At 58.6% G+C, this 24,459-nt stretch carries 28 protein-coding genes; 25 read left to right on the plus strand and 3 right to left on the minus strand.

Features of this window, described 5'->3' with window-relative positions:
* From N5D61_RS02860 to N5D61_RS02930, 15 genes are all read left to right on the plus strand, one after another.
* Nucleotides 1-1,308 carry a phage portal protein gene (locus tag N5D61_RS02860; RefSeq protein WP_279890659.1) on the plus strand — a complete coding sequence of 436 codons (1,308 nt, stop codon included), beginning with the start codon at nt 1-3 and terminating at the stop codon, nt 1,306-1,308.
* A 3-nt stretch (nt 1,309-1,311) separates the two neighbouring features.
* Nucleotides 1,312-2,169: a head maturation protease, ClpP-related gene (locus N5D61_RS02865; RefSeq protein ID WP_279890660.1), complete on the plus strand. Its 858-nt coding sequence runs from the start codon at nt 1,312-1,314 to the stop codon at nt 2,167-2,169.
* Nucleotides 2,170-2,171: 2 nt separating this feature from the next.
* Nucleotides 2,172-3,347: a phage major capsid protein gene (locus N5D61_RS02870; RefSeq protein ID WP_279890661.1), complete on the plus strand. Its 1,176-nt coding sequence runs from the start codon at nt 2,172-2,174 to the stop codon at nt 3,345-3,347.
* Nucleotides 3,348-3,387: 40 nt separating this feature from the next.
* Nucleotides 3,388-3,612, plus strand: coding sequence for a hypothetical protein (locus tag N5D61_RS02875; protein WP_108239211.1), 225 nt, complete (start codon nt 3,388-3,390; stop codon nt 3,610-3,612).
* Between the two features lie 2 nt (nt 3,613-3,614).
* On the plus strand, nt 3,615-4,091 hold the full coding sequence (locus tag N5D61_RS02880; RefSeq protein ID WP_279890664.1) for a phage gp6-like head-tail connector protein: 477 nt from the start codon (nt 3,615-3,617) through the stop codon (nt 4,089-4,091).
* The gene (locus tag N5D61_RS02885; protein ID WP_279890666.1) at nt 4,091-4,429 is read left to right on the plus strand and encodes a phage head closure protein; all 339 of its coding nucleotides are present in this window, start codon (nt 4,091-4,093) and stop codon (nt 4,427-4,429) included. Before N5D61_RS02880 ends, N5D61_RS02885 begins: the two co-directional genes overlap by 1 nt.
* The gene (locus tag N5D61_RS02890; RefSeq protein ID WP_108239208.1) at nt 4,422-4,907 is read left to right on the plus strand and encodes an HK97-gp10 family putative phage morphogenesis protein; all 486 of its coding nucleotides are present in this window, start codon (nt 4,422-4,424) and stop codon (nt 4,905-4,907) included. The genes N5D61_RS02885 and N5D61_RS02890 overlap by 8 nt, the downstream gene beginning before the upstream one ends.
* Nucleotides 4,904-5,272, plus strand: coding sequence for a DUF3168 domain-containing protein (locus tag N5D61_RS02895; protein WP_108239207.1), 369 nt, complete (start codon nt 4,904-4,906; stop codon nt 5,270-5,272). Before N5D61_RS02890 ends, N5D61_RS02895 begins: the two co-directional genes overlap by 4 nt.
* Nucleotides 5,273-5,336: 64 nt before the next feature.
* Nucleotides 5,337-5,840, plus strand: a complete 504-nt coding sequence (locus N5D61_RS02900) for a phage tail tube protein (protein ID WP_108239206.1) — start codon at nt 5,337-5,339, stop codon at nt 5,838-5,840.
* Nucleotides 5,837-6,262, plus strand: coding sequence for a phage tail assembly chaperone family protein, TAC (locus N5D61_RS02905; protein WP_279890669.1), 426 nt, complete (start codon nt 5,837-5,839; stop codon nt 6,260-6,262). The genes N5D61_RS02900 and N5D61_RS02905 overlap by 4 nt, the downstream gene beginning before the upstream one ends.
* Nucleotides 6,263-6,348: 86 nt before the next feature.
* Nucleotides 6,349-6,471, plus strand: coding sequence for a hypothetical protein (locus N5D61_RS02910; protein ID WP_279890671.1), 123 nt, complete (start codon nt 6,349-6,351; stop codon nt 6,469-6,471).
* Nucleotides 6,472-6,489: 18 nt separating this feature from the next.
* Nucleotides 6,490-9,012 (plus strand): phage tail tape measure protein, encoded by a 2,523-nt coding sequence (locus tag N5D61_RS02915; RefSeq protein ID WP_279890673.1) that lies wholly within the window; start codon nt 6,490-6,492, stop codon nt 9,010-9,012.
* Nucleotides 9,002-9,340: a phage tail protein gene (locus N5D61_RS02920; protein ID WP_279890675.1), complete on the plus strand. Its 339-nt coding sequence runs from the start codon at nt 9,002-9,004 to the stop codon at nt 9,338-9,340. The genes N5D61_RS02915 and N5D61_RS02920 overlap by 11 nt, the downstream gene beginning before the upstream one ends.
* Nucleotides 9,341-9,347: 7 nt before the next feature.
* Nucleotides 9,348-10,097, plus strand: coding sequence for a phage minor tail protein L (locus tag N5D61_RS02925; RefSeq protein WP_279890677.1), 750 nt, complete (start codon nt 9,348-9,350; stop codon nt 10,095-10,097).
* A gap of 2 nt (nt 10,098-10,099) precedes the next feature.
* Nucleotides 10,100-10,858, plus strand: a complete 759-nt coding sequence (locus N5D61_RS02930; RefSeq protein ID WP_279890679.1) for a C40 family peptidase — start codon at nt 10,100-10,102, stop codon at nt 10,856-10,858.
* 220 nt (nt 10,859-11,078) lie between these two features.
* Here the strand turns inward: N5D61_RS02930 and N5D61_RS02935 are convergent, their stop codons facing one another.
* Nucleotides 11,079-11,336 (minus strand): hypothetical protein, encoded by a 258-nt coding sequence (locus N5D61_RS02935; RefSeq protein WP_279890681.1) that lies wholly within the window; start codon nt 11,334-11,336, stop codon nt 11,079-11,081.
* Nucleotides 11,337-11,778: 442 nt separating this feature from the next.
* Here N5D61_RS02935 and N5D61_RS02940 point away from each other — a divergent pair, with 442 nt between their 5' ends.
* The 8 genes from N5D61_RS02940 (at nt 11,779) to N5D61_RS02975 (ending at nt 19,471) form a co-directional block, all read left to right on the plus strand.
* Nucleotides 11,779-12,201 carry a hypothetical protein gene (locus N5D61_RS02940; protein WP_279890682.1) on the plus strand — a complete coding sequence of 141 codons (423 nt, stop codon included), beginning with the start codon at nt 11,779-11,781 and terminating at the stop codon, nt 12,199-12,201.
* A gap of 52 nt (nt 12,202-12,253) precedes the next feature.
* On the plus strand, nt 12,254-12,847 hold the full coding sequence (locus tag N5D61_RS02945; RefSeq protein ID WP_279890684.1) for a tail assembly protein: 594 nt from the start codon (nt 12,254-12,256) through the stop codon (nt 12,845-12,847).
* A 58-nt stretch (nt 12,848-12,905) separates the two neighbouring features.
* On the plus strand, nt 12,906-16,457 hold the full coding sequence (locus N5D61_RS02950) for a phage tail protein (RefSeq protein WP_279890686.1): 3,552 nt from the start codon (nt 12,906-12,908) through the stop codon (nt 16,455-16,457).
* A 3-nt stretch (nt 16,458-16,460) separates the two neighbouring features.
* Entirely contained in the window at nt 16,461-16,787 is a 327-nt protein-coding gene (locus N5D61_RS02955) for a hypothetical protein (RefSeq protein ID WP_279890688.1), read from the plus strand.
* On the plus strand, nt 16,784-17,476 hold the full coding sequence (locus N5D61_RS02960) for a hypothetical protein (protein ID WP_279890690.1): 693 nt from the start codon (nt 16,784-16,786) through the stop codon (nt 17,474-17,476). The genes N5D61_RS02955 and N5D61_RS02960 overlap by 4 nt, the downstream gene beginning before the upstream one ends.
* 12 nt (nt 17,477-17,488) lie before the next feature.
* On the plus strand, nt 17,489-18,790 hold the full coding sequence (locus N5D61_RS02965) for a tail fiber domain-containing protein (RefSeq protein ID WP_279890691.1): 1,302 nt from the start codon (nt 17,489-17,491) through the stop codon (nt 18,788-18,790).
* Nucleotides 18,791-18,792: 2 nt separating this feature from the next.
* Entirely contained in the window at nt 18,793-18,960 is a 168-nt protein-coding gene (locus tag N5D61_RS02970) for a hypothetical protein (RefSeq protein WP_279890694.1), read from the plus strand.
* A gap of 64 nt (nt 18,961-19,024) precedes the next feature.
* Nucleotides 19,025-19,471: a structural protein P5 gene (locus N5D61_RS02975; protein ID WP_279890696.1), complete on the plus strand. Its 447-nt coding sequence runs from the start codon at nt 19,025-19,027 to the stop codon at nt 19,469-19,471.
* A gap of 379 nt (nt 19,472-19,850) precedes the next feature.
* Here the strand turns inward: N5D61_RS02975 and N5D61_RS02980 are convergent, their stop codons facing one another.
* Nucleotides 19,851-20,105, minus strand: a complete 255-nt coding sequence (locus N5D61_RS02980; protein WP_279890698.1) for a hypothetical protein — start codon at nt 20,103-20,105, stop codon at nt 19,851-19,853.
* A gap of 249 nt (nt 20,106-20,354) precedes the next feature.
* Between N5D61_RS02980 and N5D61_RS02985 the strand changes: the two genes are divergently transcribed.
* Both N5D61_RS02985 and N5D61_RS02990 read left to right on the plus strand, forming a co-directional pair.
* Nucleotides 20,355-22,346, plus strand: a complete 1,992-nt coding sequence (locus tag N5D61_RS02985; protein WP_279890700.1) for an acyltransferase family protein — start codon at nt 20,355-20,357, stop codon at nt 22,344-22,346.
* A 90-nt stretch (nt 22,347-22,436) separates the two neighbouring features.
* Complete coding sequence (locus tag N5D61_RS02990) at nt 22,437-22,727, plus strand: hypothetical protein (protein WP_279890701.1); 291 nt, start codon at nt 22,437-22,439, stop codon at nt 22,725-22,727.
* Nucleotides 22,728-23,659: 932 nt separating this feature from the next.
* Here the strand turns inward: N5D61_RS02990 and N5D61_RS02995 are convergent.
* The gene (locus N5D61_RS02995) at nt 23,660-24,373 is read right to left on the minus strand and encodes an SOS response-associated peptidase family protein (protein ID WP_279890702.1); all 714 of its coding nucleotides are present in this window, start codon (nt 24,371-24,373) and stop codon (nt 23,660-23,662) included.
* Between the last annotated feature and the right edge of the window lie 86 nt (nt 24,374-24,459).

Genomic DNA, 24,459 nt, shown 5'->3' on the forward strand with positions numbered 1-24,459 from the left:
GTGAGTAGAACCCTTTCCCGCGTTCTCACCGCGGCCGCCAGTGCTCCCCGAGCTTCGTTGACGGAGTGGGTCGGAAAGACCATTCGGATGACGGATGGGGGATTTTGGGGGCAGTACTTCGGCACCTCGTCGAGTGGTAAGTCGGTAACCGTGAACAAGGCCATGCGCCTGACGGCTTGCTGGTCCTGTGTACGACTGATTTCAGAAACCATTGCCACTTTGCCGCTCGGCCTCTACCGCAAGATGGATGACGGTGGGCGGCAGACGGAAAGCGGCAACGACCTCCACTGGCTTCTGCGTAACAGCCCAAACAGCCGGATGACTGCCGTGCAGTTCTGGGAAGCCGTGGTCGCCTCGATGCTCCTGCGCGGCAACGCTTACGTTGAAATCCAGCGCTTGGGCACTCGTATCGTCGCGTTGGACTTCCTGATGCCCAATCGCGTCGATCTGGACGTCGACGATAAAGGGAATCTGATGTACTGGTACCGACCACCGAAAGGTGACCGCCGCCAGATACCCTCACAGGACATGATGCACATCCCGGCATTCTCGCTCGATGGCCAAGTCGGGCTTTCACCGATTGCCTATGGTGCGGATGTGTTTGGCTCGGCGATGTCAGCCGAGGATGTGGCCGGCGCCACGTTCAAGAACGGGTTACACCAGACCGTGGCATTCGAAGTAGACGCGACGCTCAACAAGCAGCAGCGAGACGAATTCCGCGACTACGTTCAGATGATTTCCGGGGCAATGAACGCTGGGAAATCCCCGGTCTTGGAGAAGGGCGTCAGCGCCAAGACCATTGGAATCAACCCTGTGGACGCGCAATTGCTCGAGTCTCGCGAGTTCAGCGCCGAGGATATCTGTCGCTTTTTCATGGTTGACCCGACACTAGTGGGCTATAGCGACAAGGCATCGAACTGGGGCACCGGGCTTGAACAGAAGCTACTGCGTTTCCTGACTTTCACGTTGCGGGCCTACATGCGCAGGATCGAGGAAGGCATAAGCCGCAGCCTGCTGTCCCCGGGTGACCGGCGCGTGATCTACCCGGAATATTCAATCGAAGGATTACTTCGTGCTGACAGCGCAGCCAGGGCTGCCTTCTACTCGCAAATGGTCCAAAACGGTATCTACACCCGTGATGATTGCCGAATTCGGGAGAACCTGCCCCGGCGCGGTGGCAATGCTGATGTTCTGACCGTGCAAACCAACCTTTCACCCATTGACCAACTCGGTCGAGAGAATGACGGGCAAGCCGCAAGGGTTGCTCTGCAGAACTGGCTCACCCAGCCGGAACCTTCCAAGGAGTAACCCATGCAACTGAACGTGAAAGCTGGCAGCTTCCGCTGCGAGCTGAGCCCGCGTGCGCTCGAAAAATGGAATCCGGCTCTACGCGCGGCGGTGGAGACCTCATCCGACACCATCACCATCTACGGGGTAATCGGCGAAGACTGGTATGGCGACGGCGTCACGGTTAACCGGATTGACGCGGCGCTGCGGGCCATAGGCGACAAGCCGGTGACCGTCTACATCAACTCCCCAGGTGGCGATATGTTCGAAGGGATCGCCATCTATAACCGCCTGCGTGAGCACAGTCAGGAAGTCACGACCAAGGTTCTCGGTATGGCCGCTAGCGCGGCGTCGATCGTTTATCTCGCAGGTGCCAAACGGCAAGTCGCTTCAAGCGCATTCCTCATGATTCACAACTGCTGGACGCTGTTGGCGGGCAATCGCAACTACCTGCGTGACGTGGCTGATGACATGCAGGAGTTCGACGCGGCCATGGTTGATCTGTACGCCGAAACGAGCGGACAGCCTGGCGCCGACATCGCCGAGATGATGGACGACGAAACCTACATTCGCGGCAAGCGTGCTCTGGAACTGGGCTTTGCTACCGGGCTGCTCACTGCCGACGAGGTCGTCGAGCGTGAGGACGAGGCCAGCCAGCAGACCAACGCCCTCAAAGCGATGGACGTGGCACTCGCTAAAGCCGGAGTCACGCGCAACGAACGCCGCGAACTCTTCGCAAATTTCAAGTCCAGCACGCTTCGCGCTGCTGGCGGGGGCACGCATGACGCTGCCCCGACCGACAAGCCTCGGGCTGTCGCGCCAGACCTTTCCGCCTCTCTGAGCGCGGCAACCGACCTTCTCAAATCCCTCAAAGGAAAATGACCATGGACTTCGAAGCCCAAGTCAAAGAGCTCAACGCCAGCCTCAAAGGCATTGGCGATCAAATCAAGGCCCAGGCGGAAGCCAGCCAGAAGGAAATCACGCGGCACGGCGAAATGCAGGCGGAGACCCGCGCCAAGGTTGACGAACTGCTGACCAAGCAGGGCGAGCTCCAAGCGCGCGTGTTGGAGGCCGAGCAGAAGCTGGTCAATGCAAGTCCCAGCGCTCCACGCAACGAACCGATTCAGAGCGCCGGCCAGTTGGTCGTTGCCAGTTCGGAGATGGAGGGCGTCAGTTCCTCCTTTCGCGGTTCGCGTCGCATTTCCGTCCCGCGTGCAGCGATTACCACCGCCTCAAGCGGCAGCCTGGTTGAGACCGACCGCCAGCCGGGCGTGATCGCGTCACCACAGCGTCGCCTCACGATTCGTGACCTCGTCGCACCTGGCACCACGGGTAGCAACTCGATTGAGTACGTCCGCGAAACAGGCTTCACCAACAACGCGGCTCCTGTGGCCGAGACCACTGCGAAGCCGTACTCGGACATCGAGTTCGCTTTGGCGACGGCGAACGTGCGCACTATCGCGCACCTCTTCAAGGCAAGTCGCCAGATTCTGGACGACGCTTCGGCTCTGCAGAGCTACATCGATGCCCGGGCGCGGTACGGCCTCCTGATGGTTGAGGAGGCCCAGTTGCTGTATGGCAACGGTACCGGTGCCAACTTGCAAGGCCTCATGACGGTCGCTCAAGCCTACGCTGCGCCTGCAGGGGTGACTGTTGTCGGGGAACAGCGGATCGACCGTCTTCGTCTGGCACTGCTGCAGGCTGAACTGGCTGAGTTCCCATCTGACGGTATCGTCATCAACCCGATCGACTGGGCAGCCATCGAGCTGACGAAGGACGGGGAAGGGCGCTACATCATCGGCGAGCCTCAAGATGGCACCACCCCACGCCTGTGGAATCGCCCAGTTGTGTCCACCCAGGCCATGACGCAGGACGATTTCTTGGTGGGCGCCTTCAAACTCGGCGCGCAGATCTTTGATCGCATGGAAATCGAAATCCTCATTTCGACCGAGAACACCGACGACTTCGAGAAGAACATGGCGACCATTCGTGCGGAAGAGCGTTTGGCCTTCTCGATCTATCGCACCGAGGCTTTCGTGACCGGTTCTCTGACCGAGTAACCAATCTACCGGCCGGGAAACCGGCCATTTGGAGGTTTGTATGGCTGATGTACTGATCAAGCCGCTGCGCAGCTATGAAGATCGTGGGAAGGTCCGCAAGCGCAACGACGACCCTTATCCCGCGCCGCAGTCGTTGGCGAAGGAACTGATGCAGCAAGGTCTCTGCGAGATCGTCGGCGAGGCTCCCATCGAAAGCGCTGAGGAACCCGAAAAACCGCCGACGAAGCCACAGGCCAAGCCATCCGCCAAAGCCAAGGACTCCTGAAAATGAGCGCGATCGACATCGAAACCGCTATGCACCATCTGCTGGCCGAGCCTGAAGATCAGGATCTCGTTCAAGCCATGCTTGATGCAGCGGAGGAGTCGGCCGCGCAGTTCATCCAGCGTCGTATCTATGCCGATCAAGTATCTTTGGATGCGGACCGGCTTCTCGTTCCAGAACTGCGGGCCAATGCACGAGCCGTTTATGACCAGGCGATCGCCGCTGCCGATGAGGTTAGCACCGGCTGTGACCGGCAATCCGCGATCAAGGATGCCGAGTTCATTTACGGGGTCGCGCTCGTCGACGCAGATAGCCGTGTTTATGGCGTCGTCCTCAACCCCGCAATTCAAGCCGCTTGCCTCCTGATTCTCGGACACCTCTTTGCGAACCGTGAGGATGTCATTGTAGGCAGTGCGGTTGCTGAAATGCCCATGGGTTCCAGACCATTGCTGATGCCATACCGCATCAAGATGGGTGTGTGATGCAGGCTGGCAAGCTGCGGCACCGCATCGATTTCCAGATTCAGGGCGAGGTGCAGGACCCTGTTACCGGCGAGATGGTGCCTGGTTGGGCAACGGTCTGGCCAAAGGTCCCTGCTTCAGTAACACCGCTCAGTGCCCGCCTGCTGTTCGCGGCGCAGGCAGCCCAGTCCGAGGCGACGGCTCGCATCGTGATTCGATACCGCCTCGGCGTGCTGCCAACCATGCGGATCATCTACCGAGGCGAGGTCTACGACATCAAGGGCCCGGCGCTGCCGGACCCAGACTCTGGCCTGGAATACCTCACCATTATGGTGGCGAAAGGGGTGAACGATGGCTGACGGTGTCGAGTTCAAGCTCGAGGGAATCGATTCGTTGGTTTCCAAGCTTGAGGCGATCAGCTATGACGCCAAGCGCAAAGGCGGGCGCTCGGCGCTCCGCAAGGCCGCTCAAATTGTGGCCAACAAGGCCAAGGAAGGCGCGCAGCGGATCGACGACCCGGCAACGGGCCGATCCATCGCTGCCAACATCGCGCTCCGCTGGAACGGCCGACTGTTCAAGAGCAGCGGCGACCTGGGATTCAGGGTCGGCGTGCTGCACGGCGCTGTCTTGAAGAATGGCGGCGACACCAGCGCGAATGCACCAACACCCCACTGGCGGTTGCTGGAGTTCGGCACGGCGAAGATGCGTGCGCAGCCGTTCATGCGCAAAGCCTTGGCTGATCACATCAGCGAGGTGACCAACACCTTCGTCACCGAATACGAAAAAGCCATAGACCGGGCGATCCGGCGCGCGACAAAGAAAGGAACGACAGCGTGAATTCAGCCCCTATCTTTGCCGTGTGCGCCGCCGATGCGGGCGTGACCGCGCTCCTTGGCGTGTCGCCCACCAGGCTTTACCCGTTCGGGGAAGCGCCCGAGGGGGTCGCCAAGCCCTATGCGGTCTGGCAACTGGTCACCGGAAGCCCCGAGAACTACCTGGCCGGTCGCCCAGACTTGGACGGCTACACCCTGCAGGTGGACGTCTACGGCGCCACCGCTGCTTCGGCCCGCGCTGTGACCACGGCCATCAGTACCGCCATCGAGTTGCAAGCCTACGTGACGCGCTGGGGCGGCGAGAGCAAGGACACCGAAACAAAGCTCTACCGATCCAGCTTCGATATCGACTGGCTCGTCCCCCGATAGTCACACCCAAACCATCCGGCCCGCCTTGTGCGGGTTTTTTTATGCCCGACATTTGGAGATCAGCATGTCGATTCTGTCCCAAGGAACCCAGATTTACGCCCTGGTGCCCCCGCTCAATGGCAACGGTGCTCGGACTGTGCTGGCGATCGAGTGCGCGACGGCGTTCAGCCCAGGCGGCGCTCCCGCTGACCAGATCGAGGACACGTGCCTTGAGGATCAGGAGCGCAGCTATAAGAAAGGCCTGCGAACGCCGGGTCAGGCCTCGTTGACCGTCAACGCAGACCCGAACAACGCCAGTCATATCCGGCTGCATCAGTTGTCCGAGGCTGATGGCGATACAACCATCAACTGGGCTGTAGGTTGGTCCGATGGAAAAGCGCCTCCGACTGTCAATGCCGATGGTGATGACTTCGAATTGCCGACTTCACGGACTTGGTTCGTGTTTCGGGGGTACGTGTCGGACTTCCCCTTCGACTTCGCGGCGAACACAGTAGTCAGCACCGCCGCGACGATTCAGCGGTCGGGCGGTTCGGCCTGGATTCCAAAAACCACGCAGGCCGGCGCATGAAACTGACTCTGGAAAGCCTGAAATCGGTGGGCGCCTTCACAGGGCGCCCGGTCGAGAAGGAAATCAAGTGGTCGCAGGGCGACAATGAATACACCGCCACCGTGTTCATCCGCCCGCTGGGCTATCAAGCCGCTGTCAGCGATGTCACCGCGCTGAACGGAAAGCATGACAACCTCGCGGGCCGTATTGCCGCGAGCGTCTGCGATGAAGAAGGCAATCCTGTCTTCACCGTGGGCGATATCACCGGCACTGCCGATCCTGAGCGCGGCGCCTTGGACGGACGGCTGACGGTTGCGCTGCTGGCGGCCATCTTCGAGGTGAACAACCTGGGAAAGACGACGCCTTCACCGCCATCGAAGAGCTCTGGCACGAACTCGCCATCACGTTCGGATGCACGATCGCGGAAGCCCAAGAGCGACTGAGTCTTCGTGAGTTTAACCGGTGGGCCAAGTACCGGCGCGAGCGCGGATCGCTGAACCCCGCTGCTCGCATCGAGCGGGCGGTTGCGTTGCTGACCACCATCTATGCCAACAGGATTTCCAAGGACAGCGATTTCAAGCTTTCCGACTTCCTGCCTCATGAGGCTGCCCGGGAACTGAGCCTTGAGGAAGCGATGGAGGCGTGGGCCTGATTATCTCGGAGACAATGAATGGCCAACTCACTGGGCACCCTGACGCTTGATCTGATTGCGAAGATCGGTGCCTTCACTGGCCCGCTGGACAAAGCAAGTCGGGAGTCCAAGAAGCGTACTGCCGAAATCGCCAAGTCGTTTGACAGCCTGGCGAAGGGCGTAGGGGCGGCCGTGGGTTCGCTCCCGGCGGTGCTCACCGCACTGGTCGTGCACTCGGCCAGTGTGGCAAAGGAGATATCGAACCAGGCGGCCCTGGCCGGTCTGGGCACGACGGAATTCCAGAAGTACACGGCTGGCGCTCAAAGCGTCGGTATCCAGCAGGACAAGTTGGCCGACATCTTCAAGGACACCAACGACAAGCTCGGGGACTTTGCGAACACCGGTGGCGGGGCGCTCAAGGACTTCTTCACCAATATCGCGCCCAAGGTCGGTGTCACGGCCGACAGCTTCAAAAAGCTGAACAGCAAGGACGCGCTGGCGCTGTACGTGACGAGCCTCGAAAAGGCCAACGTCAACCAGCAGGAAATGACCTTCTACATGGAGGCGATCGCCAGCGACTCCACCGCCCTGGTCCCGCTGCTGCGCAACGGTGGCAAGGCTTTCGACGAGCTCGGCGCTTCGGCTGAGGCTGCTGGGGTCATCCTGGACGAAGGCACGATCGCGGCGGCCAAGCAGTTCGGGATCGAGGTCCAAGGTCTGGAGCAGTATCTGACCTCTGCGAAAACCATGCTGGCCGCCGAGTTCCTGCCGGTACTGGCGCAGTTCACCAAGGACATCAATTCGTCGGCCAAGCAGGCAGGCGGCCTGAAAGGAGTGGTGGGCGACCTCGGCGAGAAGCTTGTCGAATCCACTGCGTTCGTGGTCAACGCAGGCGACGGGGTGGTTCGGGTTTTCGATATCGTGGCCAACACCCTGGTCGGCTTGTTCGCCACCGCCGTGGGCCACACCGATAATCTCGCCGCGCAGGCGAACGCGGCGCTAGGGGCATTGACCTTCGGGCAGACCTCCAAAGAGTTCAAGCAGAACGCTGCCGACTTCGCCAACAGCGCCCAAGTGCAGTTCGGCGTCGCTGCGCAAGCGGCTGGCAAGATCAGGGAAGACCTCGAAACACCGCTGGCGGGCGACAAGTTCAAAACCTACGTGGCCAATGCCAAGGCCGCTGCGGCGGAACTGGCCAAGACCAGTCTGTCGGTTACCCCTGGCACCGGATCTGGCGTTGACCCCGCTGCCATTGCCGCGGCCGCTGCTGCTGCAAAAAAGGCTGCATCTGACGCGGCCGCTGCCGCCAAGAAGATTCAGGACTCTTTCAAGGACTCCGAGACCGACCTGCAACGGCAAATCGAACTGATCAACACCTCGGTCGATGCCCGGAAAAACGCCACGGAAGTCGCAAAGGTCCAGTTCGAAATCGAGTCAGGGAAGTTGGTTGGCATCAATGCGGACCAGCAAAAGCGATTGCTTGGGTTAGCTGCCGAGCTGGATGCAAAGAAGAAGCTCAAGCAGGCGAACGAAGACGAGGCCAAGGCCGCTGCCTACGCCGCCACGCTCGATGCGGCCAACCGGACAGCGAAGTCAGGCTTCGATCAAGAGATTGCGGGTATTGGTCTCGGCGACAAGGCGCGCGACCGGCTGAAACAGGATCTTGCCATCCGGGAAGATTACAACCAGCAGATGGCTGACCTGCAGAAGCAGTTCAATACCGGCGACCTCAGTCCGGAAAACTTCAAAAAACAAACCGGGCAGCTCAAAGCCGCATTGGCCGAGCGCCTGGCGATCCAGCAGGACTATTACACCGGTTTGGACCAAGCCCAGGCCGACTGGACCAATGGGGCGACGGCTGCTCTGGCCGACTATCTCGACAGCGCTCAGGACGTGGCAGGACAAACCAAGGGCCTGTTCACCAGCGTCTTCACCGGGTTGGAAGATGAGGTCAGCAGTTTCGTCGTGAACGGCAAGGCGTCGTTCGCGGACTTCACGAAGTCGGTGCTGGCGGACCTGGCCAAGATTGCGGCGCGCCAGGCGGCTAGCGGGCTGCTCTCGGCAGGCGTCTCGGCAATCGGTGGTCTGTTTGGTGGCAGTGGAGCCGCGGGCTCGTCCCAATCGGACTACACCGGTACAGCCTTCGCGAACTGGACGAAGACCCAGGCGAAGGGCGGGGCGTGGCTGGACGGCATTCAGATGTTCGCCAAGGGCGGTGCATTCACAAACGGTTTGGTTTCCTCGCCAACTGCATTCGGCATGGCTGGCGGAAACCTCGGGCTGATGGGCGAGGCGGGCCCTGAGGCGATTCTGCCGCTATCCCGCACCTCTGACGGCTCGTTGGGGGTGAAGGCGATTGGCGGCGGGGGGGCGGCATCCTCCACTCAGGTGCTCATTCAACAAACGATCGCGGTGCCTGATTCAGGCGGCGGCGCTTCCACTCAGGACGTACAGGCGGTCGGCCAGGCCTATGCGGACACAGCGAAGCGCGGGGCCCAACAGGCAATCGCCGAGGAACTTCGCCCGGGTGGCGCGATTTGGAGGGTCATCAATGGCCGTTGAGACATTCACCTGGTGTCCAAGGATTGAGCCGACCAGTGCGCCGGGGTACCGGGTGCGCTCATCGAAATTTGGCAACGGTTATGAGCAGGTGGTGGGCGACGGGATCAACAACCGCGAGGACAGTTGGCCCCTCACCTTCGTCGTGAACGAAACGGTGGCCCGGCAGATCAAGGCCTTCCTTGACCGCCACGGCAACTTCAAGTCGTTCTTCTGGACGCCGCCGCTGGGCGAGCTGGGCTTCTGGCGCGCCACCGCACCGGCGATCACACCCAATGGTGCTGGGGTTTACACGCTAACCACCACCTTCACCCAGTCATACCTTCCATAGGTCCAACATGCCGCTGATTCAAAACCTGCAGGAGCTTGAGCCCGGCAGTGAGGTATTGCTATTCGAACTGGACGGCAGCGACTACGGCGCCGACGTGCTGCGCTTTCATGGGCATTCCATTCCCTACACGGCCGCGGAATTGTTGGCCGCTGGCGCCGATGCGGATCAACTGCCAGCCAAGTCGATCTGGTGGCAGGGCAACGAGTACGGCGCGTGGCCGATGCAGATCGACGGCATCGAGGCCAATGGCGACGGCACGGCAGTTCGCCCGAAGCTGTCAGTCGGGAACGTGAATGGGCGGATCACCGCTCTGTGTCTTGCCTTCGAGGACCTGCTCGAGTTCAAGCTGACCATGCATCACACGCTGGGCACCTACCTCGACGCCGAGAACTTCCCGGCTGGCAATCCCAGCGCCGACCCCACGCAAGAGTCGATCGAGGTCTGGTACCTCGACCAGAAGACCTCGGAAAACGGATCGAGCGTGACGTGGGAGTTGGCCAGCCCTGGTGACGTGGGCGGGGAGTCGATCGGCAGGCAAATGACGACGCTTTGCCACTGGTGCATGACGGGTGGATACCGCGGGCCGAACTGCGGCTACACCGGTCCCTATCGGGACAAAGACGGCAACCTCACCGATGACCCCGAGAAGGACGAATGCGATGCCACACTGGCGCGCGGGTGCGTGCCTCGGTTCGGTGATGGTAACCAATTGCCCTTTGGCGGTTTCCCAGCCGTCTCGCTAATCGCCCGGAGTTGATCATGCTGAAACACATCCTCAAGGCGGTGCAGGCGCACGCGGCCGCCGAGTACCCACGGGAATCCTGCGGGCTGCTGATCAGTGTTGGTCGGAAGCAGCAGTACCTCCCTTGCGCAAACACCGCGGGCGACCCGAACGAAGAATTCAGAATCGCTCCAGAGGAATATGCCGCGGCTGAAGACCAGGGCGAAGTCATCGGCATTGTGCACTCGCATCCGGACGCAACCAGCAGGCCTTCGCCGCGTGATCTGGCCATGTGCGAAGCAACTGAACTGCCATGGCACATACTTTCATGGCCCGAAGGGGATCTGCGGACCATTCTGCCCACCGGGAACACGCCGCTGCTCGGACGGCCGTTCGTGCACGGCGCCTGGGACTGCTGGCAGGTCTGCGCGGATTGGTACAAGCGCGAATGGGGGCTAGAGTTTGAAGCCTTCAAGCGTGAGGACGGTTGGTGGGAAAAGGCTGATGGCCCGAGCCTGTATGAGCAGGCCTACGAGGCTGCTGGCTTTGAGCGAGTCGGAGCTCCGCAGCGCGGCGATATGATCGTGATGGATGTAGGGCGCACTAAGCACCCGAACCACGCTGGAATTTACCTTGGCTCCGAGCCGCAGCTTTCCGGCGAATCGGCGGCTGTACACGGCGCAGGTCCATTCCTGCTTCACCATCTGTACGGCAAGCCCTCCGAGATCATCGTGTTCGGCGGGCCATGGCACGACAGAACGCGCCTGATCCTCAGGCACAAAGATGCGAAACAATGAGCGGCGATGCCGCGGGAGAAACCAATGAACCAGCCAGATCCATACACCCCTGGCATCGCTTGGCGTCGCGGGTTCAAGAACCCTGCGCGTGCTCCAGCCGAAACCGACGTTCAGGATGGGCGCGCCGAGTATCTACTCAGCGGCCCGTTTCGTATGGCCGAAGGATCCAAAATTGAAGTCATCAACGGGCAATTGAAGTGGTCCGGTGGGAGATCACGCTCTAGCTGAGATGATGGAACACTCGAGCCAGGCGCCCATCGGCGTGAGCGTAGGCGAAGTGATCAGCCATGACGAGGACGAACTCCTTGCCGGCGGTAGAGAACTCTTTTTTAAGAATTTCAAGGCTCTTTGTGGTGAGGAAGGAGTACAACTGGCTATCGTTGTGCTGATAGACACCACCTTCAGCAACAGCGCCACAGATTGACCCGACTTCCGGGTAGTTGGTAATAAGCAGGTATGGAAACAGCTCTCGACTCACATCGACCTCCTAGGTCAGATTGCCCCGGTCCATGAGCTTGCAGGCAACGAACCGGGGCTCAGGTTATTTGGTTTGCGTCATTACGATCAGACGCCAAAGCACTTCTGACTTGTCAGGGTGCTGGTGTCTGTTTTGCGGTGGGAAAGGATCTCTGTGATTGGATGTGATCTCGTGACCACACCCTTCGCAGCGATAGATTCCGGAAACTGGGACCGTGTCTCCGATTTCGTAAAGCGTGTTCCAGTGTGCGTTTCCCGGTTGATTGGTGTTCAGAATGAACTTCCGGGTTTCTTGCGTAACGAGCGCCATAGGCCTCTCCTCATTCATTAGGAAGGCAGAACGCTACTATGAGTGGATCCAATCTTGTTACTGGCCTTTTGTACACGCTGGATGGGCAGACAGGCCGGTGATACCCTCCAAGCTTTATCAATGAGGGATCATCATGAGAATTCTCGTCGGAGCGCTTGCAGTTGCTCTGTTGGCTGGATGTTCGTCCAATCCGATATCACTAAGGGACGCAAAACAAGCGCCTGCAGATAAAGTCTTTGCGTTCCAATCGGCCCCAGTCGGGGCTGCTGGAAAGATCACCGTGCTGCGTGACGGTGGAGTGAACGGTTCTGCCTGCGACTTTGTAGTCTACGTGGATGGGAAGAAATCCGCGGAATTAGGTTCAGGAGAGAAGGCGTCATTCTTGGTCAGCGCCGGAACTCACAATGTCGGTGCCGGGGTTTCAGGCGTGGGTCTGTGCTCCGGTCAAGCGATCAGAACCTTCGCGGTAAATGTAACGAGTTCGAACGACTCTACAGTTCGACTTAGTTCGGATATGACCGGGATTACTATCGGCCCATACGTCGAATATCAATGACATCAACAACTCTGAAAGCCGCAATGACGCGGCTTTTTTTGTGGGAGAAAACATGCGTTCATCTGCCAGAACCACTGTCTACCTTTCAGGGTCACTGATCAGAAAGTTTTTCCGGAAGAAAGAGTATCTTTTGGATAGCGGCGATGGCTGGGAGGCGCTCCGGGCCCTGAAAGCCACCGTTCCTGGCTGGGCTGAGGAGATCGCCAGGCTTGGAAGGCTAGGGATGCGCTTTGCGGTATTCCGCAACAGAAAGAATGTCGGCGCTAAAAACCATCAACTGATGGACCTTGCGGGTACAACAGACATCCGAATTGTCCCTATTGTCCAAGGCGCGAAACGAGCCGGAATTTTGCAAACTGTCATTGGCGTTGCTCTGATTGTTGCATCATTCTTCGTCGCACCCGGAGCCCAAGCGGGAGTACTCGCAGCGGGGATTGGCGCCTCGGCCGGCGGGGTCCTTCAACTGCTCAGCCCTCAGGTCGGCGGTTTGAAGCAAAGTGCATCGCCTGAAAACTTGCCCAGTTACGCCTTCGGCAGTGCAAAGAACACCGTCGCGAGCGGCAACCCCGTACCAATATGCGTTGGCAATCGCAGATGGGGTGGGGCCATCATTTCCGCTTCCATCGTCGCCGAAGACAAAGCCTGACCCTGAACTGGAAACACCCGGCCGCCAATTGGCGGTTTTTTTGTGCCTGGAGAAAAGCATGGGCGTAGTTGAACACCTTGATATCCACGGCTCGAAGGGCGGGGAAAGCAAGCCAAAATCGCCGATCGAGGCCGCCGACAGCCTGCGCTCTACCAACTTGGCCAAGATACTGATCGCGGTGGGCGAGGGTGAATTCGACGGCGTCCCGACGGCTGCGGACATCTATCTCGACAACACGCCGATCAACGATGCCAGCGGCAACGTCAACTTTCCCAACGTGAAGTGGGATTGGCGCTCGGGTTCGGTGGAGCAGGACTACATCCCCGGCATCCCATCTGTTGAAAACGAGACCACCGTCAACGTTGAGTTGCGCAGCGACAGCCCATGGGTGCGGTCCGTCACCAATACCCAACTGTCGGCCGTGCGCGTGCGTCTGGCCTGGCCAGTCCTTCAGCGCCAAGATGACAACGGCAACGTAGGCGGGTATCGCATCGAGTATGCGATCGACGTGGCCACAGATGGGGGCGCTTATCAGCAGGTGCTCAGCGAAGCCGTCGACGGCAAGACCACCACCCGCTATGAGCGCTCGCGCCGCATCGATCTGCCCCCGTCGACGTCTGGCTGGCTTATTCGCGTCCGTCGTCTGACTCCGAACCAGAACACCAACAAGATCGCGGACACAATGATCATCGCGGGCCTTACCGAGGTCATCGACGAGAAACTGCGGTATCCGAACACGGCGCTCCTTTACATCGAGTTTGATGCCGAGCAGTTCAGCAACATTCCTGCCGTGACGGTGAAGTGCAACGCCCGCAAGTGGCAGGTGCCGAGCAATTACGACCCAGTCGCGCGCACCTACAGCGGAGTATGGGACGGCACCTTCAAGCAGGCCTGGACCAACAACCCGGCGTGGATCACGTTCGGCATCTGCACGGTTGACCGCTTCGGCCTGGGTAAGCGCATCAAGCCGTACATGGTGGACAAGTGGGAGCTTTATCGGATCGCTCAGTACTGCGACCAACTGGTACCCAACGGCATTGATGGCCAAGAGCCGCGTTTCCTGTGCGACATGAACCTGCAGGGCAAAGCCGAAGCCTGGACGCTGCTGCGGGATATCTCGGCTATCTATCGCGGGATGACCTATTGGGCGCAGGGCCAGTTGATCATGCAGGCCGACATGCCGCGGGCGCAGGATTTTGATTACGTCTTCACCCGCGCGAACGTGATTGATGGCGAGTTTACCTACGGCAGCGCCTCCTCCAAGACGCGTTATACGCGCGCCATCGTCAGCTACGACAACCCGGCCAACAACTATGACACCGATGTGACGTCTTTCTCGGACGTTTCGCTTCAGCGGCGACTGGGCGACACCCCTGTCGAAATAACCGCCATAGCCTGCACTCGCACATCCGAGGCTCAGCGCCGCGGAAAGTGGGTGGTGCTGAGCAACAATCAGGATCGCACGGTAACGTTCAAGACTGGGATGGAAGGGGCGATCCCGCTCCCTGGCTTCATCATTCCGATCGCTGACTCTCTGTTGGCGGGCCGGGAGATCGGCGGCCGTATTTCCGCGGCGACCGGGCGCGTCGTGACGCTGGACCGTGACACCCAGGCCAAAGCGGGTGATCGGCTGATCATCAACTTGCCCAGCGGCAAGGCAGAAGGCCGGACCGTGCAGTCGGTCGCCGGGCGGGCGATCACCGTTACGACGGCCTACAGCGAAACGCCGAGCCCACAGTTGCAATGGGCGCTCGACGCCGATGACCTGGCCATTCCCTTGTATCGCGTCCTCAGCACCAAGCGCACCGCCGACGGCGAATACGAAATCTCGGCGCTGCAGTACGAGCCGAGCAAGTTCGCCTACATCGACACCGGCGCGCGCCTGGAAGAGCGGCCGATCAGCGTGATTCCGATCACGGTTGTACCGGCGCCGGCGAGCGTCACGCTGACGTCGACCACCGCCATTGCGCAAGGGCTGGCTGTCACCACGATGACCATCACCTGGCCTGCGGTGAACGGCGCTGTCGGCTACGACGTGGAGTGGCGCAAGGACAATGGCAACTGGGTCAAGGTGCAGCGCACTGGCGCGACAAGCGTCGACATCGTGGGCATCTACGCGGGCGCCTACCTGGCCCGCGTCCGTGCGGTGAGCGCTTACGACATCTCGTCGATCTGGCGCACCTCGATCCTGACCCAACTGAACGGCAAGGAAGGATTGCCACCTGCCGTGACCTCGCTTGTGGCCACGTCGCTGCTTTTCGGAATTCACCTGAAATGGACTTTCCCACCAGGTGCGGAAGACACCCAGCGGACCGAGATCTGGTACGGCCCAACGCCGGAATTGGAAGCCGCTACCAAACTCAGCGACCTAGCGTACCCGCAATCTGAGTACGCTATGCAGGGGCTGCTGGCGGGCGTGACGTTCTTCTTCTGGGCGCGGCTGGCGGACCGGACAGGGAATATTGGCCCGTGGTACCCGGTCGGCATCGGTGTGATGGGGCAGAGCAGTTCCGAGGCCGGGCCGATCCTCGACATGATCGCCGGGCAAATTGGCGAAACGGAGCTCGGCCAGGACCTGCAGGACAAGATCAACAAGATTGACGACCTGCAGGACCAGATAGACGCGTTGGACGGGCTGAAGGCTTACGACCCGGACGATACCTACACCGACGGCCAGATGGTGATCGTCGATGGCAGGATCTACCAGGCTTCCGGTTCTGTGCCAGTCAATACGCCGCCCCCTGATCCAGCCCATTGGATCGATGTGGGCCAGAGCGTTGAGACGGCCACCGGTCTTGCTCAGGAACTGGAGCAGACCAAAGCCGAAGTCGATGCGCTCGCGGCTGAAGTCACCAGTACGCAGACGCTACGAGCTACCTTCCGGTACGATAACGGCGAGGGTGATCTGGCGGACGCTCTGAAGGGCTGGAGCAGCACCGCGAGCATCGCGGCCGAATCGAAAGTCCGGGCGTCTGAGAATGAGGCAACAGCTCGGCAGTTGGTGGTGGTTACCGCCCAAGTCAACGACAACGTGGCGCAAGTGACTGACCTCAGGCAGTCAGTGGCCACCGATAAGGCCGCTACCGCCACAGCGCTTACCCAGGTCAACGCCCGGGTGGACGACAACACTTCCTCGATTCAGCAGGCAGCCACTGCCTACGCAGACACCTCTGGCAAGCTGTCGACGATGTGGTCGGTGAAGATGCAGCTCAACGCCAACGGCCAGTACGTGGCTGCGGGCATTGGGTTGGGTATCGAGAACACCGGCGCCGGGCTGCAAAGCCAATTCCTTGTTTCGGCGGATCGATTCGCCATTGTGAACACCCTGGCGGGCGGGGCTGTATCTGTTCCATTCGCTGTGCAGGGCGGCCAGGTGTTCCTGAATCAGGCGTACATCCAAGACGGCACGATCACCAACGCGAAGATCGGCAGCTATATCAGTTCGACAAACTATGTGGCAGGCCAGCAGGGATGGATCCTGAACAAGGACGGGACGCTGGAAATCAACGGCATTGTTCCTGGGCAAGGGCGACTGGTGATTAACGCGCAGAACGTCTCGGTTTACGACGCCAACGGAGTGCTGCGTGTGCGTCTCGGATATCTGGGGTGATCGATGGCTTATGGGATGCGGATATGGGGCGCCGACGGGGCGCTCCAGTTGGACGAAAACTCGTTCACCATGAGGATCGCGGCTTCGTATCTGGTCACCTTCTCCGGCTCAGCCAAGCAATCGCAGGTTTTCTCTGCTGCAGGATGCAACCAGCAGAATGCCGTCGCGGTGATGGTGCCTATCGGCGTCTACAACAGCACGGCCCGTCAGCACAAGGCTGTCCTGAACAATGATGGGACGGTGACCGTGTACAACTACCTGACCGAAAACCCAGCCATCAACAACGTTTCAACTGGAACCATGAGACTTATGGTGGTGAGGTTCAAATGAGCTTCGGGCTTCAATTCATCAACAACAGCGACAGCGTCGTGCTTGATTCCGAGTTTGCCCGGATGTGTGTCATCGCGGCGGCCTCTTTGAACAACAATGGCAGTTCCGATAGAAACTCGACCAACATGTTCGGGCGAACCATCACGACTCAGGAACCACCGTTGATATTCGTCAAACCCTCCAACCCGAATAATGGATGGGCTGTCAGCCTTTCCACATTCATGCCGGTTGGCTCACCGGGGGCGTGGACCGGTTTCCAGATCGTATCGACCTACGTCCAATCGGCAATTTTTGCTCCAGGCGAATGGTTCGCTTGCCAGTTTGGCAGCGTACCGGCCGCCCAGTATGGGCTGCGGATGTGGGACGGCGGCAGCAACTTGCTTTTTGACTCGGCGTCACCGGCTGCGAACTTCACCAGATCTGCGCAGAACTGGGCCTTCGTTAAGATCGAGTCGACTGAGACGACTGCGCTGCGGCGCTATTACTCGACGCCGTTCAACTTCTCAAGTGGCGAATTCCAGATGGTGAACCAATTCGGTATGACACTGGTGTCCAACGACAATATCGGCAGAAGTATTTCCTGCTGGTGGGACTGGCCAACAAATACGCTATGGGCGGTAACGATGGGGTTCAGTAATCCCGTCGATTTCCAGATCCCCGCTCTGTTCGCTAAACGTACAGTCAACTAAGAGAGCCACACTATGCCCTGGTACAAGGCCGGGACGGTTTCTGTCGTCCAAAATTCGAACGCTGTCATCGGTACATACACCGCGTTCATTGCCAACAGCCGCGTCGGTGATGCGTTTCTTGGGCCTGATGGTCGCTGGTACGAGGTCACCAACATTGCCAGCGACACCGCGATGTCGATCTCGCCGAACTACCTCGGCGCGAACAATATGGCAGGCGCTTATGCGTTGGTACCCATCAACGGCTATACCAAGGCCCTTGCCGACGCCTTCAATGCATTGAACAACCAGTTTGGCGCAAAGCTCGCTGCATTGGGCACGACCGGCAACTACGACATCCTGCCGCTCGCAAAAGGTGGCACCGGAATCAATGCCGCTTCGCTACCGGCCCTGCTTACTGCCATGGCCGCCATGCCTGACACCGGCATCAGCAAGAGTGTCACGTTCAGGGACGTCCGAACGCTGGCTGCGGGAAACTATGCAGCAGGGCAGGGTGGCTATGTCGGCTGGAACGATACCGGAGACGGCTCAGGGTTCAGCGGCCACGTGGCCTTCACCTCGAACCGCGGTGGCGGCACCGGGGGATTCAGTTGGCGATCGGTGACGGCGGACAACACTCAAGGCGGTCCGCCGATGACCTACTCCTACGCCGGCATCCTGACAGTGCCGACGCTGGCGCTGACAAACGCGCTCAGCATTGCCAACGGCGGTACCGGTGCCAAGGACTACCAGCAGGCCATGGTCAACCTCGGCATTCGGGCCGGCGTTTTGCGGCCGATATTTGCCTCCCTGAAAGCCAGCTCGCCACCCACCGATGGCAACACCAGTGGCACCTTCGTGGGGTGGAACGAAAGCAATGGCGGTGGCGAAGGCAACTTCATCTGCAACCGCGGTGGCGGCAGTGGCGGATTCACGTGGCGCACTGTAAACGCGGACAACACCGTTGAAGTCAGCCGAATGATTCTGTCCGGTACCGGCAACTTGTCCATCCCCGGTAGCCTTTCCCAAGGGTCTGATCGCAATCTCAAGATCAACGATGTGGAAATCACCGAGGGACTGGAGACTGTTCTGAAGATCCGTCCGGTAGAGTTTGATCGTCGGCCAAATCTCACGTCGAAGAAATACGATCGTCACGACTCTGGCGTGATCGCTCAGGAGCTCTACGATGTGATCCCGCATGCGGTTTCCCTACCGGAAGAGGAAGGGGACATCTGGAAAGTGAACTACACGGCGATCATCCCGTACCTGGTCTCAGCCGTTAAGCAGTTGAAAGCCAAGGTAGATGATCTCGAATCGAAACTGGAAAAAGGGGTTTGAACATGACAGTTCCAAAAATCAAAAAGGGCGACACGGTCACCAACAAATTCGGTGAGGGGCTATTGGTCACCCGCACCGCGACCGACGACGATGGATTTCTGGTCGTGTATTTCCTCATCGGGGATGAAGAGCAAAGCTGCTTCGCAGTGGATTGCGAAAAGATCTCGTAACCCACCGTCGCTGATTCAAAGAACCCGCCAACGAGCGGGTATTTTTTTGCCTGGAGAAAAGTGAATGCCGACTGTCACCCGTGGGGTACGTTTGAACAACCCCGGCAACATTGATTACAACCCGCGCAACCAGTGGCTGGGCCAACTCCCGCCAGATCCCTCAATCGAGAAGCGCTTCGCCCGGTTCGACACCGCGGAGAACGGCATCCGTGCGCTGGCCAAGCTTGTGCTGGCGTATCGGGGCAAGGACGGGATGCCCCGTGTGGGCGGTCCCGGTATCGACACGGTGCGCGAAGTCATCAACCGGTGGGCGCCGGGCGTCGAGAACGACACTGAGGCATACATCAAGGCCGTGGCGAACGGCGTGGGCGTTGCGCCGAATCAGCCCATCGATCTGCGCAACTTCCGCACGCTGATCGCGATCACGACCGGAATCATCAAGCATGAGAACGGGTGCGTGCCTTACGCTGCTTCGCTGATCGTGGAGGGCGTGCGGCGGGCTTTGGCATGATCGCTAATCCCGCTGCACCCTCGTCACCCAATGTCTAAGCCTTGGGAACAAACTGGGACTCGCCTGAATCAAGCGTCAGAGAATTGATCGAATAAGCGCTATGCCTACAACGTTAATAATCGACTGGAACCCTCAGTGGCGGCTGAGTCCAGACAAGGTGATATGCCGCGGCTGCGAAGCGGAGCAGGTCGAAAAGTATAAAGATCGACCATTTGTGCATATTGATCGCTGTCTCTACGGAGAACGCCGGTGGCCTTGGGTAGAACTGGGGGCGGCGCTCAACACCGCTGGCGTCAGGAGCCGGATAGCTAGGCTCTGACTGTTAGGCGCAGCATCGCTGATCGCCGAGGGAGTACCGCGGGCTTCGGTCTGTAGGCTCCTAGAGCTGTTTCTGTGGGCTTTGCGCCTGCACTTCACCGCTGCGGGCCGCGACGGCCTGCTCAACCAGGAGATACGACGTCTCGATCAATGCAGGTTGCAGCGCCTTGGCGCGCTCAATACCCAGCAAAAAATTCTCTGCACGATTACCGGCACGGTCAAGCTCATCGCTGTCGGGCGACCTGTTGATCGTCGAAAGCAGATGGTCAAGCTCTTTGCGGATTGCCGCTGGCATCGCGATGTGGTCTGGCGTCATGGAGCGCCTGATACGATGAGGCCACCGAAATTCATGGTAGATGAGCTGTAACGACGCGGGAGGCTTTCCGAGTGGATTAGTTGCTTGCCTTCATCGCTGCCGGGTTTGATGCACGGCTGTCGGCTTTGGAGGGAGACGACCGAGCAAACTAGTGCATTGTGCCGATTGCTCATCGAAACGTAGAATGCCGCCCCATTCAGGATGCCAGCCAGGCATCGGCCCGGTTTCTACTTTCAAGGGAATTGTTTGATGAGCCTTCACTTCGCGGAAAAGCACAATCCTCACTTGAGCTATCGTCCCGATATAGACGGTATGCGGGCGATTGCCATTTTGTCGGTTGTGCTTTTCCACGCATTTCCAGCCTTGCTCACGGGTGGATTTGTCGGGGTTGATGTCTTCTTTGTGATTTCTGGCTATCTGATTTCCAGCATCATTATGAAGGCTGTATCGAAGGGGGGCTTCAGCTTCTACGACTTCTACATGCGTCGTGTCAGGCGGATATTCCCCGCCCTCATGGTAGTGATAGCTGCCACCTTTGCGGCTGGCTGGGCAGTCATGATGGGAGATGAGTTTAAACTTCTGTCGAAACACATCATGGCTGGCATTGGGTTTCTGCAGAACGTGTTGCTCTACACTGAATCAGGCTACTTCGACGCCAGCGCTGAAACAAAGCCACTACTTCATCTTTGGTCGCTTGGGGTGGAAGAGCAGTTCTACCTAGTCTTCCCTATCATTCTGATCGCTTTGCATAAGGCGAAGATCCCACTCCTGCCAGCATTGGTATCAATGTGGCTAGCATCGTTTATCTTGGGTGTGGCCTTCTTAGCTGACAGCCCTTCTGGCGTGTTCTTCCTTCCTCAGTATCGTTTTTGGGAAATCCTCACCGGGAGCATTCTGGCCTACCTATCTCTTCGTAAGGGTGGACTCAAGGCTTCAGATGCAACCGGCAACCTGATGTCCTTTACAGGCATCATCATGATCTCCTTGGCGATTGCCTTAATCGACAAGACGGCTCGGTTCCCAGGATACTGGGCGCTCCTGCCTGTCGTAGGTGCTGCATTGATTATTGCTGGCGGCCCTGAGGCATGGGTTAATCGCAAGATCCTGTCAAACCGAGTCATGGTGTTCGTCGGGCTGATCAGTTATCCGCTTTATTTGTGGCACTGGCCAATCTTTTCATTTGCCTATATCGACCTGTCCGGGACACCTTCTACGGGGATTCGTGTTGCGTTGGTGTTAACTGCATTCATTCTGGCCTATCTCACATATCTTCTGATCGAGACGCCACTGCGTGTCAATGTGCCTGGACCAAAAGCATTCGCTGGGCTAATCGTCATTGCCCTCGCATTCATTGCTGTAAGCGCAACGACTGTCCATAAAAACGGCTTTCCGGGACGACAGGATGAGCGCCAAGAATTTGCAGAATACTTCGCCAATGGGCGCCCGGAGTGGCATTACTTCACTGAAAACAAGATCCCAGAACGTTTCCGCTACGACTGCGATTGGTACGATCAGACAGCATTTTTCAGCGGTGCAGCCACGAACGTACCAGTACCAAGCATTGCAGAGAAGTGCTACAAGTCTGCCGCGTCAAAGAAGGTGCTGTTCTGGGGCGACTCACATTCTCAGATGTATATCTATGGCGTAACCCATGAACTGCCAGCAGGTATTGGCATCCTAAGCGCCGCGAGTTCGGCTTGCCTGCCAAATCTTCCAGAGGTCGACACTTCGCCTGCTGAGTACTGCCGCAGATCTAATCAGTTCGCCATACAGACCATAAAAGACCAAAAGCCAGATGTGGTCATAATCGGGCAAATTATCGGTCACGACGTTTCGAACAGCCTCCCTCAGATTGCTGGCGCTCTGAAATCATATGGGGTGAAGCACGTAATTGTTATGGGGCCGGTGCCACGCTGGGAAACCAAGCTTTATCAGATCGTCCTGCGTAAATATTGGAAATCTACACCTCGCTTTATCAAGGATGACGTCGTTCAAGACGTTCTAGTGTCTGATGCATCTCTGCAGGCCAAGTACGGCGAAGGGCAGGGAGGCTTCGAGTACATCTCCATGATTTCGAATATATGCAATGGTGACGGATGCATGGTTTATATAGGTTCAGATCGTAAAATCGGCCTGACTACCTTTGACAACAGCCATATCTCACCAGCGGCATCGGTCTATGTCGCCCAAGGGATACTGGTTCCTGCCATCATGAGGGATCTCGAAGGCGACAAGCGCTGACGTCACCTGTCGCTCACCATCGCATCCAGTATTGACCCTCTACGTCGATTGCCAGTTAACTGTATGTACATACAGTTCTGGCAGCCCATCATGTATTTCCTCATCACCCCACGCAGGCGGCTCGGTGTCGCCCTCAAAAAGGAAGAAGTCCGCAAGGCAACGCCTGCAAGGGGCGATGTCCACATTCGAGAAGATCGCGATGAAGCGCTGGGTCGCGTCACAATCACAGCCAGAGTGTTCAACACTTCCGCGACAGGGTTTGATGAATTGCCAAGCCTGGTTGATGCCAGCGTCACTAGCATGGCGCAGAACGGGATGAATGTCTCAGGTGTGGAAGAGGTAGGGGGTGTATTACTTCCAGTCGTGGTAGTGCCGCGTTGAATGGCCCGCTGGCGGAATAGGGCGGGGCCATCCGTCAGTCGGCAGAATACGTCATAGATCCCGACGGATTCAGGCGCAAGCTCTCGGTCTTGGCTGTTCGATCATTTTCTGCGCGCCAGGTCAGCATCGAGGATCTGAACGAAATGCTCGAACTCGTCGATGCCGGGAGGGAGTGGGCGATGGCAGAGTTTGAAGGGGCGAACGCGATCGCCGAGTCGCCCAGTGGGCTTACATGCGACAGCTATTTCGATCGAGGATCCTCTTCAACGGCGGGGCCAAGGAGATCGTAGTACCGGTAATGGAAAACAGCCTGATCCTCGCGACCCTCCACTTTTGCTCTCAATGCCTGCTTCAGGTGCCAATCGCGCATCCGGCGCAGACTTTCCAGTTGTCGTTGAGAACGAGAACTTTGCGGCATATGCCCTCCATGACAGACAGTGCTCACTCAACAATTTGAGCACAGCTATCCGAAAAGGATGCCCAAATTATCCAAACGACTGCATTTCCCCGACGAGCGAGATATTCGCCGGTGCATCCACTATTCTTGCTACACGCTTGCCGTCCAATTCGAGGACGACGCTTGGGAACAAACTAGGGCAAGCGTGAATCCAGAGTGAGAGCGGATATCGGATCATCGCTATGCCCACAACTTTGATAACGGATTGGAATTCTCGCTGGCGGTTGGATGCGGAGAAAGTGACATGCCGCGGCTGCCATGCGGAGCAGTCGGAGCAGTGTAAAGATCAGCCGTTCAGTCATGCTGATAGCTGTCGCAACGAACAACATTGGTGCCCCTGGTTAAAACTTGAGGCGGCCCTCAAGGCCGCCGGGCGCTAGCTCAGACGCGTGCTCCTGTGTTTTGGAGGCCAGGCAATTCGATCCTGACGGCCGTCCTGCTCACGCCCCAATTAAGTATGTAGAGCGGACGGAAGTCAGCCGTCGCTCTCGTCATTCCTCAGTGGCTTGATTAGATGCCCGCCCTGATTCCGCACATTCCCCACGTCCTTGCCAACCTTGTACCAGGTGAACTCCTCCGTTGGGCGGCAACATTCCTTCGCGATCTCGGCGGCCCGCTCCGCCGTGGTTTCAGGATCGACCCATTCCCGCGCGTGTCCTGGGCTGAGCACCACCGGGCGTCTGTCATGGATGTCCACCATTCCCTGATCCGAGTCGGCGGTGATGATGACAAAGCCGTCTTGCGGATCAGGCTCCATACCCTGATGCACTTCCGCCAGGGCCGCGAAGAACATTGGACGTTCCTCCTTCAGTCGAATGAAGTACGGTTGTTTCTTTTTTGGGTCATCGCGATCCTTCACCCATTCAAACCACCCGTTGGCTGGGGCGAGCGCGCGACCGCTCGGCCACAGCTGCTGGAAGTACTTCCCCGTCGTCACCGTTTCGACCCTGGCGTTTATGGGGGCGGGGCGCTTTGCATCCTTCTTCGCCCAGAAAGGCGACCATCCCCATTTCACCTTGTCCACGCTCAATCCGCCATCCACCGGTCGGATGATCTCCACCCGAGTTGAGGGTGCGACGTTATAGCGCTCGATTGGCCACAGGTCGTAGCCGTTGATCACCAGCTGCTCTGGCGCAAGCTCTTTGAGGTAATGGTCCATCGATTCGTAGATCGAGTAGCGTCCGCACATGCTGTCACCCGTCGAAATTTCCCACTCATGAGATTGACCGCAAGCGAGCGAGAACGTTAACTGTATATACGTACAGTTAACCAAAA

Source organism: Pseudomonas sp. GD03842 (assembly GCF_029841165.1).
Classification (GTDB): Bacteria; Pseudomonadota; Gammaproteobacteria; order Pseudomonadales; family Pseudomonadaceae; genus Aquipseudomonas.

What these genes read in the sequence shown, in the direction of transcription:
- N5D61_RS02875 (WP_108239211.1), top strand. Translation starts at nt 3,388, where the DNA reads ATGGCTGATGTACTGATCAAGCCGCTGCGCAGCTATGAAGATCGTGGG.
- N5D61_RS02985 (WP_279890700.1), top strand. Translation starts at nt 20,355, where the DNA reads ATGAGCCTTCACTTCGCGGAAAAGCACAATCCTCACTTGAGCTATCGT.
- N5D61_RS02975 (WP_279890696.1), top strand. Translation starts at nt 19,025, where the DNA reads ATGCCGACTGTCACCCGTGGGGTACGTTTGAACAACCCCGGCAACATT.
- N5D61_RS02970 (WP_279890694.1), top strand. Translation starts at nt 18,793, where the DNA reads ATGACAGTTCCAAAAATCAAAAAGGGCGACACGGTCACCAACAAATTC.
- N5D61_RS02995 (WP_279890702.1), bottom strand. Translation starts at nt 24,373, where the DNA reads ATGTGCGGACGCTACTCGATCTACGAATCGATGGACCATTACCTCAAA.
- N5D61_RS02925 (WP_279890677.1), top strand. Translation starts at nt 9,348, where the DNA reads ATGCCGCTGATTCAAAACCTGCAGGAGCTTGAGCCCGGCAGTGAGGTA.
- N5D61_RS02885 (WP_279890666.1), top strand. Translation starts at nt 4,091, where the DNA reads ATGCAGGCTGGCAAGCTGCGGCACCGCATCGATTTCCAGATTCAGGGC.
- N5D61_RS02905 (WP_279890669.1), top strand. Translation starts at nt 5,837, where the DNA reads ATGAAACTGACTCTGGAAAGCCTGAAATCGGTGGGCGCCTTCACAGGG.
- N5D61_RS02980 (WP_279890698.1), bottom strand. Translation starts at nt 20,105, where the DNA reads ATGACGCCAGACCACATCGCGATGCCAGCGGCAATCCGCAAAGAGCTT.
- N5D61_RS02880 (WP_279890664.1), top strand. Translation starts at nt 3,615, where the DNA reads ATGAGCGCGATCGACATCGAAACCGCTATGCACCATCTGCTGGCCGAG.
- N5D61_RS02965 (WP_279890691.1), top strand. Translation starts at nt 17,489, where the DNA reads ATGCCCTGGTACAAGGCCGGGACGGTTTCTGTCGTCCAAAATTCGAAC.
- N5D61_RS02955 (WP_279890688.1), top strand. Translation starts at nt 16,461, where the DNA reads ATGGCTTATGGGATGCGGATATGGGGCGCCGACGGGGCGCTCCAGTTG.
- N5D61_RS02940 (WP_279890682.1), top strand. Translation starts at nt 11,779, where the DNA reads ATGAGAATTCTCGTCGGAGCGCTTGCAGTTGCTCTGTTGGCTGGATGT.
- N5D61_RS02960 (WP_279890690.1), top strand. Translation starts at nt 16,784, where the DNA reads ATGAGCTTCGGGCTTCAATTCATCAACAACAGCGACAGCGTCGTGCTT.
- N5D61_RS02915 (WP_279890673.1), top strand. Translation starts at nt 6,490, where the DNA reads ATGGCCAACTCACTGGGCACCCTGACGCTTGATCTGATTGCGAAGATC.
- N5D61_RS02865 (WP_279890660.1), top strand. Translation starts at nt 1,312, where the DNA reads ATGCAACTGAACGTGAAAGCTGGCAGCTTCCGCTGCGAGCTGAGCCCG.
- N5D61_RS02920 (WP_279890675.1), top strand. Translation starts at nt 9,002, where the DNA reads ATGGCCGTTGAGACATTCACCTGGTGTCCAAGGATTGAGCCGACCAGT.
- N5D61_RS02990 (WP_279890701.1), top strand. Translation starts at nt 22,437, where the DNA reads ATGTATTTCCTCATCACCCCACGCAGGCGGCTCGGTGTCGCCCTCAAA.
- N5D61_RS02945 (WP_279890684.1), top strand. Translation starts at nt 12,254, where the DNA reads ATGCGTTCATCTGCCAGAACCACTGTCTACCTTTCAGGGTCACTGATC.
- N5D61_RS02890 (WP_108239208.1), top strand. Translation starts at nt 4,422, where the DNA reads ATGGCTGACGGTGTCGAGTTCAAGCTCGAGGGAATCGATTCGTTGGTT.
- N5D61_RS02870 (WP_279890661.1), top strand. Translation starts at nt 2,172, where the DNA reads ATGGACTTCGAAGCCCAAGTCAAAGAGCTCAACGCCAGCCTCAAAGGC.
- N5D61_RS02950 (WP_279890686.1), top strand. Translation starts at nt 12,906, where the DNA reads ATGGGCGTAGTTGAACACCTTGATATCCACGGCTCGAAGGGCGGGGAA.
- N5D61_RS02900 (WP_108239206.1), top strand. Translation starts at nt 5,337, where the DNA reads ATGTCGATTCTGTCCCAAGGAACCCAGATTTACGCCCTGGTGCCCCCG.
- N5D61_RS02930 (WP_279890679.1), top strand. Translation starts at nt 10,100, where the DNA reads ATGCTGAAACACATCCTCAAGGCGGTGCAGGCGCACGCGGCCGCCGAG.